The 18,203-nt window shown below is 60.3% G+C and carries 15 protein-coding genes and 1 pseudogene; all 16 read right to left on the bottom strand.

Annotation, left to right across the window (positions count from 1 at the left end):
* Positions 1 to 103: 103 nt before the first annotated feature.
* A complete protein-coding gene (locus GZH47_RS33910; protein WP_192043553.1) occupies positions 104 to 949 on the bottom strand; it encodes a hypothetical protein in 846 nt (281 codons plus the stop codon).
* Between the two features lie 33 nt (positions 950 to 982).
* Complete coding sequence (locus tag GZH47_RS28365) at positions 983 to 1,258, bottom strand: hypothetical protein (protein WP_162644314.1); 276 nt, start codon at positions 1,256 to 1,258, stop codon at positions 983 to 985.
* A gap of 363 nt (positions 1,259 to 1,621) precedes the next feature.
* On the bottom strand, positions 1,622 to 2,965 hold the full coding sequence (gene tuaD, locus GZH47_RS28360) for a UDP-glucose 6-dehydrogenase TuaD (RefSeq protein ID WP_162644313.1): 1,344 nt from the start codon (positions 2,963 to 2,965) through the stop codon (positions 1,622 to 1,624).
* Complete coding sequence (galU, locus tag GZH47_RS28355) at positions 2,966 to 3,868, bottom strand: UTP--glucose-1-phosphate uridylyltransferase GalU (RefSeq protein WP_162644312.1); 903 nt, start codon at positions 3,866 to 3,868, stop codon at positions 2,966 to 2,968. It lies immediately after the preceding gene.
* Entirely contained in the window at positions 3,855 to 5,027 is a 1,173-nt protein-coding gene (locus tag GZH47_RS28350) for an aminotransferase class I/II-fold pyridoxal phosphate-dependent enzyme (protein WP_318653392.1), read from the bottom strand. Before GZH47_RS28350 ends, galU begins: the two co-directional genes overlap by 14 nt.
* A 42-nt stretch (positions 5,028 to 5,069) precedes the next feature.
* A complete protein-coding gene (locus tag GZH47_RS28345; RefSeq protein WP_318653391.1) occupies positions 5,070 to 5,852 on the bottom strand; it encodes a NeuD/PglB/VioB family sugar acetyltransferase in 783 nt (260 codons plus the stop codon).
* Positions 5,849 to 6,469: a sugar transferase gene (locus tag GZH47_RS34290; protein WP_225446596.1), complete on the bottom strand. Its 621-nt coding sequence runs from the start codon at positions 6,467 to 6,469 to the stop codon at positions 5,849 to 5,851. Before GZH47_RS34290 ends, GZH47_RS28345 begins: the two co-directional genes overlap by 4 nt.
* A 69-nt stretch (positions 6,470 to 6,538) precedes the next feature.
* A pseudogene (locus GZH47_RS34285) lies at positions 6,539 to 7,657 on the bottom strand (glycosyltransferase family 4 protein); the annotation flags it as partial.
* A gap of 84 nt (positions 7,658 to 7,741) precedes the next feature.
* Positions 7,742 to 8,770 carry an NAD-dependent epimerase gene (locus GZH47_RS28335; RefSeq protein WP_162644310.1) on the bottom strand — a complete coding sequence of 343 codons (1,029 nt, stop codon included), beginning with the start codon at positions 8,768 to 8,770 and terminating at the stop codon, positions 7,742 to 7,744.
* Positions 8,767 to 10,077: a glycosyltransferase gene (locus GZH47_RS28330; protein ID WP_162644309.1), complete on the bottom strand. Its 1,311-nt coding sequence runs from the start codon at positions 10,075 to 10,077 to the stop codon at positions 8,767 to 8,769. The genes GZH47_RS28335 and GZH47_RS28330 overlap by 4 nt, the downstream gene beginning before the upstream one ends.
* 45 nt (positions 10,078 to 10,122) lie before the next feature.
* Positions 10,123 to 10,728, bottom strand: coding sequence for an acyltransferase (locus tag GZH47_RS28325; protein WP_162644308.1), 606 nt, complete (start codon positions 10,726 to 10,728; stop codon positions 10,123 to 10,125).
* Positions 10,729 to 10,742: 14 nt separating this feature from the next.
* Complete coding sequence (locus GZH47_RS28320; RefSeq protein ID WP_162644307.1) at positions 10,743 to 12,206, bottom strand: hypothetical protein; 1,464 nt, start codon at positions 12,204 to 12,206, stop codon at positions 10,743 to 10,745.
* Positions 12,196 to 13,332, bottom strand: a complete 1,137-nt coding sequence (locus tag GZH47_RS28315; protein WP_162644306.1) for a glycosyltransferase family 1 protein — start codon at positions 13,330 to 13,332, stop codon at positions 12,196 to 12,198. Before GZH47_RS28315 ends, GZH47_RS28320 begins: the two co-directional genes overlap by 11 nt.
* Complete coding sequence (locus tag GZH47_RS28310) at positions 13,329 to 14,753, bottom strand: polysaccharide pyruvyl transferase family protein (RefSeq protein WP_162644305.1); 1,425 nt, start codon at positions 14,751 to 14,753, stop codon at positions 13,329 to 13,331. The genes GZH47_RS28315 and GZH47_RS28310 overlap by 4 nt, the downstream gene beginning before the upstream one ends.
* A gap of 18 nt (positions 14,754 to 14,771) precedes the next feature.
* Positions 14,772 to 16,127, bottom strand: a complete 1,356-nt coding sequence (locus GZH47_RS28305; protein ID WP_162644304.1) for an oligosaccharide flippase family protein — start codon at positions 16,125 to 16,127, stop codon at positions 14,772 to 14,774.
* Between the two features lie 248 nt (positions 16,128 to 16,375).
* Complete coding sequence (locus GZH47_RS28300) at positions 16,376 to 18,199, bottom strand: polysaccharide biosynthesis protein (RefSeq protein ID WP_162644303.1); 1,824 nt, start codon at positions 18,197 to 18,199, stop codon at positions 16,376 to 16,378.
* Positions 18,200 to 18,203 lie beyond the last annotated feature (4 nt).

Here is an 18,203-nt window from a genome sequence, read left to right as displayed (position 1 = left end):
GCCCGTTTATTTTATCAGACTATCGCCGCGCGGGTATACCCTTTCTTGAAATAAAAAAGACGGCATTGCGCATGCCGTCTTTCCGCTGCTTGACTGCTTTTCCTTAACCGACGATCCGTTTCAGAATCGCGTTGCCTTCGATTTGGAATCTGACGAAACTGGCGTACAGCTGTTCCAGCGGCGCAGTATCGGAGTTGATCGCCTGCAGGCTGAGCGTCGCATTCGCCATGACCGAGCTGAACGAAGTTACGCAGGCGGCGAAGGTCGCTTTGCCTTGCGCGTAAAGTACGGTCTTCTCGTGCGTCGACGTTGCGTTAGCGAACTGCAGTGCGAGGCCCGTCAGATCGCTTTGGCATTGGCCTTGCAGCACGGTGAGCTGATTCACCGCCGCCTGCACGATCGCGTTCACCGCGCTCGGGTCAGGCTTCGTGCTGCCGTTGTTGCCGTTGTTGCCGTTGTTGCCGTTGTTGCCGTTGCTGCCGTTGTTGCCGTTGTTGCCGTTGTTGCCGTTGTTGCCGTTGTTGCCGTTGTTGCCGTTGTTGCCGTTGTTGCCGTTGTTGCCGTTGTTGCCGTTATTGCCGTTATTATTGCCGTTGCCATTGTTGCCTTTGCCGTTGTTCTTGTCGTCGTTATTGCCCTTGCCGTTGTTCTTATCGTCGTTGCCGTTGTTCTTGTCGTCGTTGCCCTTACCGTTGCCGTTGTTCTTGTCGTCGTTGCCCTTACCGTTGCCGTTGTTCTTGTCGTCGTTATTGCCTTTGCCGTTATTCTTGTCATTGCTGCCGTTATCGTTCTTCTTGTCGTCTTTTCTCTGCTTCACCACGTCATTGATATGGGAGAGCACCGATTTGCCGCTTGTCTTGTTCAGTCCGTTCGCATAGGATGCGGCTGGCGCTGCGGTGGCGCATAGTACGGCAATTGCCGTGACGAGGGCTAGCTTATGCTTCAACATTGGTTTGTCCTCCAAGTCCCTTTAAGGGTCGTCTTATTTCTCACGGGTCGAATCGGAATAGCTTTTTCCTTCGCTCAATCCCAGCTTCTCGGCAATGGCGATCAACTTGTCATACTCCTCGGGCGACAGCTTGGCCATCGCTTCCTTCTTGAGCTCGCGCTTCTCCGCGATCGTCAGACCGCCGCTCAGCTTCGCGCTCATCGCCTTCAGCTCCTTCGCGTTCCAGTGATCCAACACGACTTTGCCGATTTCGATCCGGTCCTTGACGGTTGCGCGCTTAGCCGCGGAATCAGCCGCTTCTTGCGACACGGAGGCTGGCTCCTTCTCCTTAGGCGGCGATTTCTCCTCGTCCTTCTTGGCCTCGGCTGCCGCTTTTGTCCGTTCACTGCCTGCTTCACCCGATGATGCGTCTCGCTTAGCCGAAGATGAAGATGCACCTTTAACCGGTTCTTCGGCTTGTTCCGCCGCGGCCGGGCCGTTTCGGCGGGCCCCTCAACTGAGCCAGCCGGGTCGCTCCCCTGCGCCGCCCCATCCGTCAGCACCTCCACCACCTTATCGGTTATCGCCATATAGGCATACCAGGCGGAGCCGCCGAGCAGGAGCAGCAAGACTGCCGACGCCGCGGCCCATCGTCTCCATGTTCTTCGCCTTGCTCCGCCTGTCCCCATCGCCTTAGAAGTTTACCGACTGGCGATCGCGCTCGGCGGCGTGGACGGGACGACGGCCGACGGAATGATATTGAATGCCCAATTCCTGCATCGCCGCGAGAGAGAAGCAATTACGGCCGTCGACGATCAGCGGCTGGTTCATCAGCTTCTTCAAACGGGCCATGTCCATCTGCAGCACTTCCTTCCACTCGGTCAAAATCACGCAAACATCCGCTCCCGTTACCGCCTGTTCGATACTGTCGCAGTAATGGACGCTTTCCGGGAGTTCGCGCCGTGCCGTAACCGCGGCGATCGGGTCGTAAGCGCGCACGCCTGCGCCTTGCTTCAACAGCTCCGGAATGATCGTGAGCGACGGAGCGTAGCGCATGTCGTCCGTGTCCGGCTTGAACGCGAGTCCAAGCACGGCGATCTGTTTGCCCGCGAGGCTGCCCAGCGTACCACGCAGCTTGTCCAGCACCACGAGACGCTGACGCTGGTTCGTGCGGATGACGGACTTCAGCAATTCGAAATCGTAGCCGGCCTTATCCGCAATATGCGCGAGCGCATAAGTGTCCTTCGGGAAACAGGAGCCGCCATAGCCGATGCCCGCTTGGAGGAACTTGCTTCCGATCCGGCTGTCGAGCCCCATTCCTTCCGCCACGTCGGTCACGTCGGCGCCTACGCGTTCACAGATGTTCGCGATCGCATTGATGAAGGAAATTTTCGTCGCGAGGAACGTATTGGCCGCGTATTTGATCATTTCCGCGCTCTCCAGGTCGGTCTTGAAGATGCGCGTGCGGAACGGCGCATGCAGCTCGGCGATAATCTCGCGCGCCGCTTCGCTGTCGGAGCCGATTACGGCGCGATCCATGTTCATGCAGTCGCTGATCGCGGAGCCTTCGCGGAGAAACTCCGGGTTGGAGACGACGTCGAATTGCGTCCACGGGTTGCGCTTGTTCGCCTGCACGACTTCGCGGACAAGCTCGCCGGTGCCGACGGGCACGGTGCTCTTGTTCACGATGATCTTGTAGCCGTTCAGATGCTCGCCGATCTTCTTGGCCGCAGACATGACGTATCGCATATCGGCTTCGCCGGTTTCTGACATCGGCGTACCTACCGCGATGTAGATAATGTCCGAGGCTTCAATCGCTTCGCCGACCTCCGTCGTGAAGAGCAGCATGCCCCGTTCCGTGTTCTTCTCCACGAGCTGGTCCAGGCCGGGCTCGTAAATCGGAATTTCGCCTTTTTTGAGCAAATCGATTTTGCGCGCGTCGACGTCGCAGCAGATGACGCGATTGCCGATTTCGGAGAAGCAAGCCCCAGATACCAAGCCGACATAACCCGTTCCGATGACCGTGATTTTCTTCATCTATTTCGCCGCCTTTGTGAGGAGTGAGAATTGCTGTTCGTACACTTGCTGGATGTAGGCAAGCATATCCGCCTGCAGATCTTCGCGCTGCAAGGCGAAGTCGAGCGTCGCTTTAATGAAACCGAATTTGTCGCCGACATCGTAACGCACGCCTTCGAACTGGTATGCCAGCACGTTCTTGAGATCGTTCAGCTTCTTGATGGCGTCCGTCAGCTGGATTTCGCCTCCGGCACCCGGTGCTTGATGTTCCAGAATGTCGAAAATATCCGGCGTCAGCACGTACCTGCCCATGATGGCGTAGTTGGAAGGAGCCGCTTTGCGGGACGGCTTCTCGACCAGCGTATCCAGGAAGAACACCGACGGCTCGATGGAAGAACCGCGCGGCGCGATAATGCCGTACTTCGATACGTCCTCGTCGCTGACGCGCTGAACGCCGACGACCGACGAAGAGTAGCGTTCGAATACGCGGATCAGCTGGCTGAGGCATGGCTGCTCGGACTGCACGATATCATCGCCGAGCAGCACCGCGAACGGTTCATTGCCGACGAAGCTGCGCGCGCACCAGATCGCATGGCCGAGTCCCTTCGGTTCCTTCTGGCGGATATAGTGAATGTTCGCGAGATCGGCGATGGCGCGGATCTGCTCCAGCTCTTTCGTTTTCCCTTTGGACTGCAGCGTCTCTTCCAGCTCGAACGACTTGTCGAAATGATCCTCGATCGCCCTTTTGCCGCGGCCGCTGATGACCAAGATATCTTCGATCCCGGAAGCGATCGCCTCTTCGATAATATATTGGATCGTCGGTTTGTCGACGATTGGCAGCATTTCCTTCGGCTGTGCTTTCGTAGCTGGCAGGAATCGCGTTCCTAGGCCTGCAGCTGGGATGATCGCTTTACGCACTTTCATGGATAGGCCTCCTCGAATGCAAATGTTGGGCAATCAGATCGATGACGCGCTCTTGCTCCGGAATGGTCATATTGGAGCCGGAAGGCAAACAGATGCCATGGGCGAACAGTTGATCGGACACGCTGAACTGCGGGGTATCGGTAAAATAATCGCAAGAGCGAAGCAGCGGTTGCAGATGCATCGGCTTCCAAACCGGGCGCGCCTCGATATTCTCGCCGGCAAGCTGGGCGATTAGTTCCGCCGGCGTCGTATCGACGATGCGCGGATTGATCGTCATCGCCGTCAACCAGCGCGTCGACATGCCGAATGCCGCTTCGGGCATGAAATCGATGCCTTCGATTCTCGCCAAGGACTGCTCGTAGCGTTCGAAGATCGCGCGGCGGGCGGCGACGCGCTCTTCCAGTACCTGCAGCTGGCCCCTGCCGATGCCTGCGAGCACGTTGCTCAGCCGATAATTGTAGCCGAGCTCGCTGTGTTCGTAATGAAGCGCCGCGTCGCGGGCCTGCGTCGACCAGAAGCGCGCCTTGGCAAGCGCATCGAGATCGTTCGAGACGAGCATGCCGCCGCCGGAAGTCGTGATGATCTTATTGCCGTTGAACGAATAGATCCCGAACGCGCCGAGCGTCCCGCTGGCTCGGCCCTTGTACGTGGCGCCGAGCGACTCCGCGGCATCCTCGATGACCGGCACGCCGTAGGCATTGCAGAGCTCGAGGATGGGATCGAGATCCGCGCTTTGTCCGTACAGATTGACGACGATGACAGCCTTTGGCAGACGGCCTTCTTGTCTAGCCGCTTCGAGCGCGCGTTCCAGTGCCTGCGGCGACATATTCCACGTCTCCGGCTCCGAATCGATGAACACCGGTTCTCCGCCCTCGTACAGCACCGGATTGACGCTTGCGATGAACGTCAGCGTGGAGACGAACACTTTATCCCCGCGTTCGATCCCGACGAGCCGCAGCGCTTGGTGGATCGCGGCCGTCCCGGAGCTGAGCGCGAGCGCTCCCCGGGTGCCGACATGCGCGGACAGCTCCTGCTCGAACCCGTCGACATGCGGGCCGACGGGCGCAATCCAATTCGTAGCGAACGCTTCTTTCACGAAATCTTGCTCCATGCCGCTCATATGCGGTGAAGATAGATAAATCCGGCCTTGCTGTGCCAAGTGCAATCACTCCTTATCTGAATATGGAACCAGTTTGCAGGTTTAATCGAGCTCTCGCCGCACTTTGGCAGGCACGCCGACTGCGAGAACGCGCGCGGGAATATCCTTGACCGCAGCCGCCCCGGCACCGAGTACCGACCATTCGCCAATCTCGATGGAAGGAATGACCGAGCTGCCGATCCCCAATTGCGCGCCTTCGCCGACGATCGCGGCTCCCGCGATCGCAGCCCTCGGGGACAAATGCGCATACGCTCCGACGATCGCATCGTGCTCCACGACTGCGCCGGAATTAATGATGGCATGTGCGCCGATGCGCGCGCCCGCGTTCACGACCGCGCCCGGCATGACGACGGTGCCCGGCGCCACCGCCGCCCGGTGAGAAATATGCGCACCGGGATGAATCAGCAGCGCATAGCGCGCTTCAGGCAGCGCAAGCCGTCCTACGAATTGCCGGCGCACATGATTGCTGCCGATCGCAATAATGACTTGGCCGTCCGGATGCGCGCGCAGCAGTTCCGGGACGAAGTCGACGGAACAGTGCCATACGCCGTCGTTCTGCAGCTCAGACGCTTGGAACGCATCGTCGACAACGGCGATGACAGCGAATCGTCCCGTCGCTTCCGCGATATCCCGGACGACTTGGCCATGGCCGCCCCGGCCGGCGATAATGAGCGGAACGACGGGCGGCTTCGACGATTCCGTAGAGGACGCCATCTGATCTGCCGCACCGAAGGCGACGGCTCTGATCGCCGAGGCGCGAATGCCGACAACCTGCGCCACCGCGTCCCTGGCCGAGGCGCGGACGCTTACCGCCGGCCGGCTCACAGCGCCTCCTTCGAGCTGCGGCTGCCGGCGAATTTGGACGTCGTCACATGGCCTTCCTGCTGGATGCCTTCGCTCTGCAGCACTTTCGATACGGTCTTCATCCCAATCCGCACATCCAGCAGCAGCGAATAATGTTCGACGTACCAGACGTCCATGCGGAATTTCTCTTCCCAAGACAAGGCGTTGCGGCCATTCACCTGCGCGAGTCCGGTAATACCCGGGCGAACGTCATGCCGGCGCGCCTGATCCTTCGTATATAAAGGCAAGTATTCCATCAGCAGCGGACGCGGACCGATCAGGCTCATATCGCCGGCGAGTACGTTCAGCAGCTGCGGCAGCTCGTCCAGGCTGAGCTTGCGAAGCAGCTTGCCGAACGACGTGAGACGGACCTCGTCCGAGAGCAAGTTGCCGTGCCGGTCCTTGGCATCCGTCATCGTCCGGAATTTGCGGACGTGGAACGGATTGCCGAAGCGGCCCGGTCGTTCCTGACGGAACAAGACCGGCGAGCCCAGCTTCGATCGGACGGCCAGCGCCGTCAGCAGGATGACGGGCGACAGCAGCGCGAGCAGCGTTAGGCTGACGGCGATATCGATCCCGCGTTTCGCGACCCGCTGCAGACGGCTGCCCCAAGACGCCGTGCGCCGTTTCCGATGCTCGATCTCGTCGTACATCGCGAGCAGCCTGGAGACGACCTTCGCTTCGGTGAACTGCCGCTCGACGCGCCTGCGCCCCTCGGCGCCAAGCCGCGCGCGGCGCTCCTTGCCGGACATCATGCGATCGAGCGCATCGGCCAGCCGCTCCTCGTCGCGGTAAGGCACCAATTCCCCCGTCGCTTCCGCATGCCCGCTCCGTTCGCAAACGACCAGTTCGCGCGTTCCAAGCACGTCGGTCGCCACGATCGGCTTGCCGAGCGCCATCGCTTCCATCAGCGAACGCGGGATACCTTCCTTCTCGCTGGTCAACGTGACGGCATCCGCCATCAACAGCCATGGCATAAGATCGGATTGATGACCGATCAGCACGACGTCTTCGCTCAGCCCTTCCGCCTCGATCCTCCGCCGGATGGACGATTCAAGCGGCCCTTGTCCGGCGAGCACCGTCACCCAGCCAAGCGCGTTTCGGCGCTTCAGCGAAACCAATGCATCCAGCAGCAGCCCATGATCCTTGACGAGCTCGAACCTCGCGGCCATCAGCAGCATCGGCACGTCCGCCCGAATGCCGTACGCCTGCTTCAAGTCGAGCGGCCTCAGCTGTTCGAGCGCGCCGGCAGAGAGCCGGTCGAGCTTGTCCAAGTCCACGCCGTTGCCTTCGCAATAGACCGGCTGCCAAGGCGCAAGCGTTCGCAGCGAGCGGGCGTCCTCTTCGTTCTGCGAAGCAAGCGCATCGCAGAACCGGGCGGCCATTCGCTCCAGCGACTTGTATATCGTATAGGCGCCTTTGGATTGTCCTTCATAGAAAGGAAGGCCATGGCTCGTGTGCAGCACGATCGGCACGCCGGCCAGCCGCGCGGCCACTCTTCCGATCAGCCCCGCTTTGGCGGTATGCGTATGCACGATATCGTAACGTTCCCGCCGCAGCAGCTTCCGCAGTTTCCAGATGGATGCAAGATCCTGCAGCGGCCGGATCGTCCGGCTCATCGGCACGTCCCGCCACTGGAAGGGATAGGCCCCGCGAATCGATTCATCCAAGTGATCGCCGGCGGAGATGAACGTCACCTCGCAGCCCGATTGCTGCAGCAGCGCCAGCTTATCGCCGAGTATTTTGTAACTGATGCCCGACGTACAAATATGGGCGACTTTTCTCATCGCGCTCTCCCCAATCTCCTTAACCGATCTCTATGCCTTACATGTTCGAAGCTGGTGAATGCTCCATGTCCCGACTTGCGCCGGTTAATGTAAGCTGATCACCTTCCGCGAAGCGTAATAGTCCCGGTACCAATCGACGAAATTGCCGATGCCGTCTTCCAGCGCCGTGACCGGCTTGAAGCCGATTTCACGCTGCAAGGTGTCGATGTTCGCGAAGGTCGCCTCGACGTCGCCCGGCTGCATCGGCATGAATTGCAGCTTTGCTTCGATGCCCAGCTTCTGCTCGATCGTGCGGATGAACTGCATGAGCGCCACCGGCTTGTTGTTGCCGATGTTGTACACGCGGTACGGCGCGTAGCTGGAGCCGGGATCAGGACGCTCGCGGTCCCATGCGGGATCCGGCTGCGGCGGCCGGCCGTGGAGCCGAACGACGCCTTCCACGATATCGTCGACGTACGTAAAGTCGCGCTGCATCCGGCCTTCGTTAAACACCTTGATCGGCACGCCGTTCTCGATGTCCCGCGTGAAGCTGAAGTAGGCCATGTCCGGCCTTCCCCATGGTCCGTAGACGGTGAAGAAGCGCAGTCCCGTCGTCGGCAGACCGTACAGATGGCTGTACGTATGCGCCATCAGCTCGTTCGCTTTCTTCGTTGCCGCATACAGGCTGACGGGATGATCGACGCTGTCATGCACGCTGAACGGCATCGTGACGTTGGCCCCGTAGACAGAGCTCGAGGATGCATAGAGCAGGTGCCGAATTTCGAAACGGCGGCATGCTTCCAGCACGTTGCCGAAGCCGGTCAGATTGGATTCGAGGTACGCGAACGGATTCGTAATGCTGTACCGGACGCCAGCCTGCGCCGCCAAATGGATCACCGAGGTGATTCCGTAGTTTTGAAATAAGCGGTTGAGCGTCTCGAATTCGGCTACGTCGCCTTCCACGCCTACGAAGCGATCGTTCCCGAGCAGCTTGCCGAAACGGTCGCGCTTCAGCTGCACGTCGTAATAATCGTTGAAATTGTCGAGCCCGACGACGTCGAAGCCGTCGCGCATCAAGCGTTCGCTCACATGATAGCCGACGAATCCGGCCGCCCCCGTTACGAGAATCGTCATAGCGCCTCCGCTCCCTTCGTCTTGTCCTTCGATACGTATACTTGTCCGTTGGTTTTCATTTTCGCGGGCGCTCCCGGAGCTTGGCCGACCTCCGTACCGGCGGCTGCGCTGGCGGCATAGTCCCGGAACGACTCCCAGAACGCACGGCGCTGCTGGTCCAGCTTTTCTTTCGTATACTTCTGCGCCGTATGGAAGTTCAGCTCGGCCTGTTCCTTCATCCAGGACGCGTTGCCGATCGCAAGCGACAAATGCTCGGCGAACAGTTTATCGTTGCCCGGCTTATGCAGCCAATCTGCGCCGATCAGCTCGGGAATGCCGCCGGCCGTGGAGCCGAGCACGGGACAAGCGCGGCTCATCGCCTCGATCGTCGCGCGCGGCAGCCCTTCTTGGAAGCTCGGCTGCACGTACAGATCCAGCTCATCCAGCCACTCGAACACCGCGCTTCCGCTCGTCAGCACGCCGCAAAACTTCACGATGCCGGTGATGCCGAGCTTCTCTGCCAGCGCAAGCCAGCGATCGACCGACCCGTCGCCGAGAATATGAAACTCGAATGGCGGCAGATCCTTCCGCTGAATGCGGGCGATCGCGCGCATCGCGGTATCGATGCCTTTGGTTTTGCCGTTCAGCGAACCGATCATGCCGATGCGGAACGGGCGAGCCGCATTCCATTCCGGGCTCGTTGCAATCCGTTCCAGGCGACGGGCGAGCACGTCCGCCGATACCGCCGGAATTTCCACATTCGAGCAGGAACCTTCTACGCCGCGTCCTGCCAGCGGATAGCGTTTCTGCAGAAACTTCTCCGTCACGTAAATCCCGTACGGCGCGCGTTTGACGAGCGAGCGCGTCTTCCAGAGCGAGAAAGGCGCATACAGCTTGCCCTGCGCGCTGCCGTAATTCCATAAGCCGTCCCATGCGCAAGCCACCATCTCGACGGCAAACGGTTTGCCGAGCGAGCGCGCGACCCGTATGGCCTCGGCCCCGATTTCGCTCGGCATCCGCGCGATGACGGCATCGGCTTTGGAGATGGCCTCGCGCAGGCTGTGTTCGACGATACCGCGTTTCGTCAGCTTGTTGACGGGATTGCTGAGCGATGGCAGCACGAGAAAATCGACGTTCGCGCCGCTCGACAGCGTCTTGCCGTGCATATCCGCATCCGCGGAAGTGCGCTGCCCTCTGCATGCGACGGTAATGGAATCGAAGACCGCCAAATACCGCTCCCACACGGCATAAGGAAGCTTGCCGCCGGAATAAAACTTACCGGTTTCATTGAAATAAAACGTATGGTCATGCGCCCAAACAACATGCATGTGTGATCCCTCCTGCTTCCTGGAATTCAACTCTTATCTATGTGCCTATCCGTGCTGCCTGGGATGATGCGGCTTAAGCTCGGGGCCGATGTGCTTCACCGGCCGCGCGGGCACGCCCGCGGCAACGGTATGCGCGGCGATGTTCTTATTCACGACCGCGCCCGCGGCAACGACGGATCGGCTGCCGATCGAAACGCCCGCCAATATCCGGCAGCCGCAGCCGATCCAGACGTCGCGGCTGATCCAGATCATGCCGGTGACGACGGCATTGTCCCGGATCGGCAGCCCGGCATCCTGCCAGGTGTGCTGGAACGAAACGATCGACGTCTGATGCGCGATCGATACGTCGTCCTCGATCAGGATTTCGCCGTAGGCGTCCACGTAGCATTGTTTATGGATGCTGACGTTGGAGCCGATCGACAACCGCTCCCAGTAGCGTATTTCCACGCCCCTGCCGACAAGCACGTTATCGCCGCAGCTGCGGGCCAGCCGCTTCAGAATCGCGTAGCGCGCGGCGATGCCCGGCAACTCGGGCAGCAGGTCCGTCAGATGCCACGCCCAGACGAGCAGCGGCTTCGGCACGACGCGCAGCATGGCGGCAACGCCGTTCAGCAGCGGTTTGGCGGAAACGAATAAATCACGGCCCCGCATGGAAAAGCCCCCTTTTACTCATAAAATGAAGCCCGGTGTTGATTGAGCGGTTTCCCTTCACGAGGAACAGGCTGACCGCTTCTATAACTTGGTTTTCCGCCCTGAAAAATCGGTTTTCGGCTCTGGAAATCCCGTTTCTCGCTGTGCTGCGCGTTCTTGCTCCCTTTACGGAACCATCTCGCCGCCCATACGAACGTGTAAGCCTGATAGACGTACAACAGCGGAAGAATGGGCAGTTTCTTGCGGACCATATTGTCGCCGACGGTCCCGACGCCGTATTCCAGATCCCGTCCCGTGACGGTAACGTACCCGACCAGCACGAGCGTGCAGGCATAGGTGAACAGCACGAGAATGGCGATGGTATAGAACGGCCTCGTTTCCTTGAAACGGAGAAAATTCAGCGCGCTGATCACGAGCCCCGCCGTCATGACGAGCGCTTCGAGCGACCTCAGTATCAGCTCGCTGTCCAAGTTGCCCGGATTTAGCGGATTGGGACTCAGGAACAGATACACGACCAGCAGGCTGGCATTGATAATGCCGAGCGGACCGATCTGCATGACGAGCAAGCCCATGGCCGCAACCATCACGATCGCTGCCGTCCAGTACTTCTGGCGGTAGACGAAGAAGAAGCCGAACGTATAAATGATGGCGTAATCGCGAAGCCCTGTCGCGTACAGCAGCAGCACGGTGAACAGCACATACCTCCGGCGTAGCAGCAGGCTTGCGCCGTATGCGCCGAGCAGCGCGCAAAGCACGTCTTTGGCGAACATCGACGACAATAACATGAAGGACGGACTGGCCAGCAGGCCGAAAATCACGAAAGCGTGGAACAGCTTGCGCTTGCCCTCCGGAAGCGCGAAGGCGAAACGGCTCTCGTTCATCCGGTAGACGCTGTTAACGAGCAGCAGCAGCAGCAAGCCGTTCAGCATGATGATCGGCAGCGAATCTTCGATGTTCAGCCATTTGAAGAACGGCATGTAGACCAAACCGAACATCGGATACGCCGAAATGTTCATCCACTGCGTCACGATATGGTTCCAGGCATACGGCATGAATTCCGACAAGGTCGCAAAGGTGCTGACCTGCTCGTAATAATGGAAGGAATCCGGACCGCTGACGGGATTCATCGTTACCGCATACACCAGCTTCCCGAGCAGCATGATCGCCAATCCGCCGAAGAGCGCGAAGGGCGTGTTCGGCCAGCGGAGCAGGAAGAAGAAGAACGGGATCAGCAGCGCGAAGAACGCGACCATGCCGAGCTTCTCGTCCATCCCGAAGAACAGCTTCCCGAGCAGCAGCAGCATGACGAGATACATCGCGGCCAGCACGGGATGATGCAGCGAAATCCGCGCAGCGCCCGGTTCCAGCGGCAGCGGTTCGCGCTTGCCCGGCACCGGCAGGAACGGCAGTTTGTCCCCTTCACCCGGCTGCTGCCGGAGCTGTCCCTTCCGCGCAGCCGCGAAGCCGTTACCCGCCATAAAGCTGCTCCAATCGCCGGACGCTCGCGGTCATGTTGTAGCCGAACCGGTCCAGCGCGGCCAGCCGCGACCGCCATTCCGGCGTCTTCGACGAAGCCAGGCGGCGGAAGCCGTCGACCCATTGCGACGGATCGTCGGTCAGCTTCAACTTCGCGAACAGGCCGAGCTTCAGGTCCGCTTCTTCCGGGATGCCTTCCGAAACGAGACACGGCAGGCCTGCCGCCTGTGCTTCGATCAGCACGATTCCGAGTCCCTCGTACAATGAAGGAAGGACGAAGCCGTCGACGGCGCCGAGCAATTCGGGCACGTCGCTGCGAAGGCCAAGGAAAGCAACCTGTTCCGACAAGCCGAGCTCCTTCACCTTGCGTTCGATCTCCTGCCGCTTCGGTCCGTCCCCCACCAGCAGCAGTCCGGCTCCCGGTTCCCGGGCGGCGAATTCGGCGAAGCGGTCGATCAGGAACGCATGGTTCTTCTGATCCGCGAACCGCCCGATATGGGCGAACAACGGCGCATTTCCCTGCGGCAGTCCCAGCTTCGCCCGCAGCTGCTGCCGGTCGGCAGGCAGCGCGGCGTACGGCTCGACGGAAATCGCGTTCGGGAACACCATGACGCGTCCGTTCTTCCAGCAATTCGCGCCGTAAAGCGATTCGCACGCGGCCTTGGAGCAGCCCAGCATATGCGTCGCATGACGGCGGATCAAGTGGCCCATATAAGCGTTGTATACGCGGCGCTTCAGGGACTTTGCAGCGGCGGCGCCGCCGGATTGGACGTTGTGGCTGTGACTGATCCGAACCGGGATGCGAAGCCCGTGCGCGATGGACAGCACATAGCCGCTGAATGCGAAGATATGGCTGTGCACGGCATCGTACGGCCCGTTGGCCCGGATGTTCTCCGCCAGCGTCCGCTTGAAGGCCGACAATCCGTTCTTCGGATGCGGCTGTCTGAGCAGACGGCCTCCGAGCGCCTCGATCTCATCGTCGTAGAACGCCTTCTCTTCGGTCTGGACGGCAAAGTGAAATTCGAACTTGTCCCGGTCGCATTGCCTGTAAACGTTCATGAGCAGCGTCTCGATGCCACCGGGATGCATTTTGCCGACGACGTGCAGCACCTTGATTTTATGACTCATGGCAGCATTCTCCCGATCTGTTCGTAAATTTCCTTCTTCTTGCGCTGCATCGTGTGGATGAACGCCTGATTCGGATCCGCCGTCAACTTCATGGCCGCGACCGCCTGCGCCGCCGGAATGCGGAAATCCACAAGCTTGTCGGCAAGTCCCAAGTCGGTGAAAATATCGCTCAGCTTCTTGTCCCACACGATCGCGTAGGTCGGCTTCAGCATCGCGGCCGACGGCAGGCAGGCATGCAGCCTTTGCGCGATGACGGCGTCGCATTCCGCGATCTGCCGGTAGAGCGCGTCCACGGTGGACGGATACGGGTAGAAGCTCACATGCGGCAGCCCTTCGCAGCGCGGCTTGACGTATTCCTCGACGAAGCCGTTGTCCGTCGCCGCGCCGTTCGTGAATACGCGGACTTCGCAGTCTTGCGCGAGCAGCGTCGCCGCTGCGTCCCGCCACCAATCCGCGCAGGTCTCGCGTTCCCAGCGATGTTCGGAAGCGCGCTTCAGCTCGTTCGGGTCCATGATGCCGAGGCCGACGATGCGGCGTTCGGCGGTTGCGGAAGCAACGACGCGGATGCCGCCAGGATTGCTCCGGTAAGCCGAAACCCGTCCGCCGGCATCAGCGTCAACCGCGTTGGCATCGAACAGCGCGGATGCCCGGCGTCCGGCAGATGCCGCGGCCGGGGAAGCGGCCGCGCTTGAGGAAGCTGCAGACCGCCTGCTTCCCTTCCCGCGACCGGATGCCCCGTACGCCGGCACGCTGCCGAATTCACGATCCGCAGCCGCGGCAGCTTCGCGCACGCCGCTCAGCGCAGCCTCGAACGTTTCCCGCGTGAATAACGCAGGATCGCTGAGCGCGAAGGTTTTGCCCGCGAGCGACGGGTCCTTGTCCAGCAGAAACTTCCGCGATTCCTCGTCCCGCAGCGTAATCGTCGTCGCGTACTTGCAGGCGCGGCGGAACCAGTGGCGGGCCGGCGAGCTCCAAGGCCCCCGCGCTCCGACGAGCACGATGTGCAGCGGTTTGCGCTGCCTGCGCGCTTCATCCGCTACCCGTTTGACCGCGAGCGGGAAGGTCAGGTACGTATCGATCAGCAGATGACCGCCGCCCAAGAACACCGCGTCGCTTTGGGCGACGAGCTCCTTGAGCGGTTCGCCCACGGTAGCGTCTTTCTTGCGGTGAATCCAATAAGCTTTCATCATCCGCAGACTGTCGGGCGTCGCCCGCTTCTTCAAGCCCGCATCGTTGATGCGCGGCAAGCTTGGCTGAGCCGCGCGTTCAGCTATGCCTTCCTCTACTTCGCCTTGCGTAATGTCAAAATGGATGACCTTGTGCGAGCCGTGCATGTGAATAATATGGGTAAGCGTCCTGGCGATCAGGCCATCACCCAAATTCGGCGATTTAGGCACGCCGGCGAGTAGAACAGTGGCCATGATAACGTCAGCTCCTCTTTATTTCTTTCGTTTGGATCCGAGAACCGGAAGCCAAACCGGCGTAATGATGCCGTATTTCCGTACGACGACGACGGCCATGATGCCGTTCCAGCAAACCGTCGAGCAGCAGGCGGCAAGCCCTGCGCCCGTCATGCCGATCCATGGAATAAGCGCCGCGCTCATCACGATATTCAATACCGTGGAGCCCGCGAGCACCCGGGTCAGCAAGTTATGCGAACCGGCCATCGTAGCGAGCGTGCCGTTCTGGCCGCAGTAGGCGCCGAACAGCTGTCCGAGCGACATGAGCAGCAGCGCGGGATACGCGTCCGTGAAGCCTGCTCCGAACAGCGACAGAATCGGCTTGCCGCCGATGGCGAACACCGCGCATACGACAACGGCGAACGTGAAGCCCGCCCGTCCCGAGGTCGTGCACACTTGCTGCAGCTGCTCGCGGTCGCCTTTCGCGTACGTCTCCGACAGCAGCGGCGCCGCCGTCATGTTGATCGCCGTCCGCGCGAAGGCGACGAGTGTCGCGAGGCGCACGGCGGCGGAGAAGTATCCGGACGCCGTCTCGCTGTCCATCGCGCCCATGAGCAGGACGTTCAGCTGCCCCAGAATGAGGTACATGCCCGCATTCACCATGAGCGACAGCGAGAGCCGCGTCCATTCCCGCGTCTCGTACTGCGGTTCGACGGTCTTCAGTTTCTGGCCGATCCGCCGCTTCAGCACGACCGCGCCGATGATATACGAGACGGCCAGCGCCGCCGCGAAGCAGATCATCGCCAGACCCGCGTCGGCTTTGCCGCCGACCAGCGGCACGGCGAGCGCCAGCAGGCCGATCGTCAAGACCGGACGGATGATTTTCTCCGGCATCTGCGCGTAGAGCACATCCTTCAGCGCCTGCAGGGCGCTCTGCCGCAGCGTCGCCAGCGTCAGCAGCGGAATGGTGACCATCCCCGCCGCGTAGCATACGATCTGCGACTCGGTCATGCCCCCGCTGCGGAACGCGACGACCGTCAAGCCGACGGCCATGACGATCAGCGACAGGACGAAACCGATTTGATTGGAGCGCTGGATCAATCCTTTGATCAAAGGCCAGTTGTCTTTGGCCTTATAGGAGGACACCAGCTTCACGATCGTCGTGTCGAAGCCGAGCTTCGCAGGGAAAATCATGAACGTCGTCACCGTCGTTACATAAGCGAAGGTGCCGTATCCCGCCGCGCCGAGCAGGCGGGCAAGAACGATTTGCATCAGCAGCGCAAGTCCCATGCCGCTGACATTGATAAGAAACGTAAGGCTGCCGCCCTTGGCGAGCGCCTTCGCCGCCGATGGAGCTGCGGAGGGCGCTGCCGCCAGCTGTTGCGCGTTTGCCATGTCGTGTACGACCACCCTTGCGATTGTTAGCACCGGCCGAAGCCGCGGAGCCGAAGCCCGCATCCTCGGCAAGCCTGTCTTAAGCAGCGTTGCTTTGCGCAATGTCGCTATGTGCCATGAAACTTTTTATTATGAACCGATTTATTATGCAGCTTTGAATTATGAAGCTTTGAATTATGGAGCTTTTATTATGAAGCTTCGTATCAAGTAGCTCCGCGTAATAAGACTTTGCTCGCCGTGGCGATGCGCTATGAAGCGTTGCTGTACGAAGGCACGAGATGCTTCAGCACCGCGCGGATTTCGGAAGGCTGGCGGCCGAGCACCTGCTCCAGCTTGCGGATCTCGAATTCGAGCTCCGAGCGGTTGATCAGCATCGGCTTCCCGATGAAGATCCGGTCATGCTTCGTGGACGACAGGCCTTCCTCGCTGGTAAGCAGCTCTTCGTACAGCTTCTCGCCTTCGCGAATGCCGCTGAATTGAATATCGATGTCGACATGCGGCTCGAAGCCCGACAGGCGGATCAAGTCTGCAGCCAGATCGTAGATTTTGACCGGCTTGCCCATGTCGAGGATGAAGATTTCGCCGCCTTGCGCAAACGCGCCGGCTTGGATGACGAGCTGGACGGCCTCCGGAATCGTCATGAAATACCGAACCATCTCGGGATGGGTTACCGTGACGGGCCCGCCCTTCAGGATTTGATCCTTGAAGCGCGGAATGACGCTGCCCCGGCTGCCGAGCACGTTGCCGAAACGGACGGCCACGTATTTGGTCGCGCTGTGCTTGTCCAAGCTTTGAATGTACATTTCCGCGATCCGCTTCGTCGTGCCCATGATGCTCGTCGGGTTGACGGCCTTGTCGGTGGAGATGAAGACGAAGCGTTCGGCGCCGAATTGGTCCGCGCATTCGGCGACGTTCTTCGTGCCGAACACGTTGTTCTTGATCGCCTCGGACGGATTCCGTTCCATCAGCGGCACATGCTTATGCGCCGCAGCGTGGAATACGACCTGCGGCAAATGCTTCGCGAATACATCCTCCATCCGCTTGCGGTCCTGCACGTCGGCGATGACCGTCTCGATCACGAGCCCGGGGAAGGTCGAGAGCAGCTCCATCTCGATGGAGTAGATGCTGTTCTCCCCGTGGCCGAGCAGCAGCAGCTTCTTCGGCGCGAACGGAGCAATCTGGCGGCAAAGCTCCGAACCGATGGAGCCGCCGGCACCGGTAACGAGCACCGTTTTGCCTTCCACGTAATTGGCGATATGCTCGAGGTCCGTGCGAATCGGATCCCGGCCGAGCAAGTCCTCTACCGATACGTCCCGAACGCGGGATGCGCTGCCTCGGCCTTGCATGATTTCGTTCAAATCCGGCACGATTTTCAGACGGGCCTTCGTCCCTTTGCATACATTGATGACCGCGGAAATTTGCGCTTTGGACGCGGACGGCATGGCGATAATGATTTCATCGATCGCTTCCCGTTCCGTGACTTTCGCAATGTCGGAGCGGCTGCCGAAGACAGGTAACCCGTATAGCGAGAGCCTGCGTTTATAGGGATCGTCGTCGATGAAGCCGACAGGTACCGTGCGCGCGATCTCGTTCTGCAGGAGCTCCTTCGCGATCAGCGAGCCGCAGCTGCCGGCGCCGATAATCAAGGCGCGTTTGCTGTCTTTGCGGCAGCGCGTGCCGAAACGATCGCAGAAGGCGCGCCACATCAGACGAGGACCGGCCATCAGGAAAATCATGGCGGTCAAGTGATGCAGCAGGAGCAAGTTCGGCAGCTTCCAGCCGTACAGGGCGTTGACGAGCAGGAACGGGACGATGCCCGTTACGGCGGCTGCGGTCAGAATCGCCATCAATTCGCCGACGCCGGCGTACTGCCAGATCCGGCGGTGCAGCTTGAAGCGGAACATGCACAGCATGCCGAGTCCGCCGGCGAGCAGCAGATACAGCAGCGGCATGGTGCTGCCGTATGTTTCCAGAGGATTACCCGTCTGCAGCAGGAAAGCGCATGTCAAGCTGAGCACGATGGCGGATAAATCAAGCGCGATCAATAAATGCGTCCGATAAGCGGAAATCATTTCT

Origin of the sequence: Paenibacillus rhizovicinus, assembly GCF_010365285.1 — a bacterium.
Taxonomy (GTDB): Bacteria; Bacillota; Bacilli; order Paenibacillales; family Paenibacillaceae; genus Paenibacillus_Z; species Paenibacillus_Z rhizovicinus.
Note: the sequence above shows the minus strand (reverse complement) of the source record. Positions and strands in the feature narration are given on the sequence as shown.

Excerpts from the sequence above, each read along its gene's own strand:
- galU (WP_162644312.1), bottom strand. The coding sequence starts at position 3,868 with ATGAAAGTGCGTAAAGCGATCATCCCAGCTGCAGGCCTAGGAACGCGA.
- GZH47_RS28335 (WP_162644310.1), bottom strand. The coding sequence starts at position 8,770 with ATGACGATTCTCGTAACGGGGGCGGCCGGATTCGTCGGCTATCATGTG.
- GZH47_RS28305 (WP_162644304.1), bottom strand. The coding sequence starts at position 16,127 with ATGGCAAACGCGCAACAGCTGGCGGCAGCGCCCTCCGCAGCTCCATCG.
- tuaD (WP_162644313.1), bottom strand. The coding sequence starts at position 2,965 with ATGAAGAAAATCACGGTCATCGGAACGGGTTATGTCGGCTTGGTATCT.
- GZH47_RS28325 (WP_162644308.1), bottom strand. The coding sequence starts at position 10,728 with ATGCGGGGCCGTGATTTATTCGTTTCCGCCAAACCGCTGCTGAACGGC.
- GZH47_RS28315 (WP_162644306.1), bottom strand. The coding sequence starts at position 13,332 with ATGAGTCATAAAATCAAGGTGCTGCACGTCGTCGGCAAAATGCATCCC.
- GZH47_RS28300 (WP_162644303.1), bottom strand. The coding sequence starts at position 18,199 with ATGATTTCCGCTTATCGGACGCATTTATTGATCGCGCTTGATTTATCC.
- GZH47_RS28320 (WP_162644307.1), bottom strand. The coding sequence starts at position 12,206 with ATGGCGGGTAACGGCTTCGCGGCTGCGCGGAAGGGACAGCTCCGGCAG.
- GZH47_RS33910 (WP_192043553.1), bottom strand. The coding sequence starts at position 949 with ATGTTGAAGCATAAGCTAGCCCTCGTCACGGCAATTGCCGTACTATGC.
- GZH47_RS28310 (WP_162644305.1), bottom strand. The coding sequence starts at position 14,753 with ATGGCCACTGTTCTACTCGCCGGCGTGCCTAAATCGCCGAATTTGGGT.
- GZH47_RS28330 (WP_162644309.1), bottom strand. The coding sequence starts at position 10,077 with ATGCATGTTGTTTGGGCGCATGACCATACGTTTTATTTCAATGAAACC.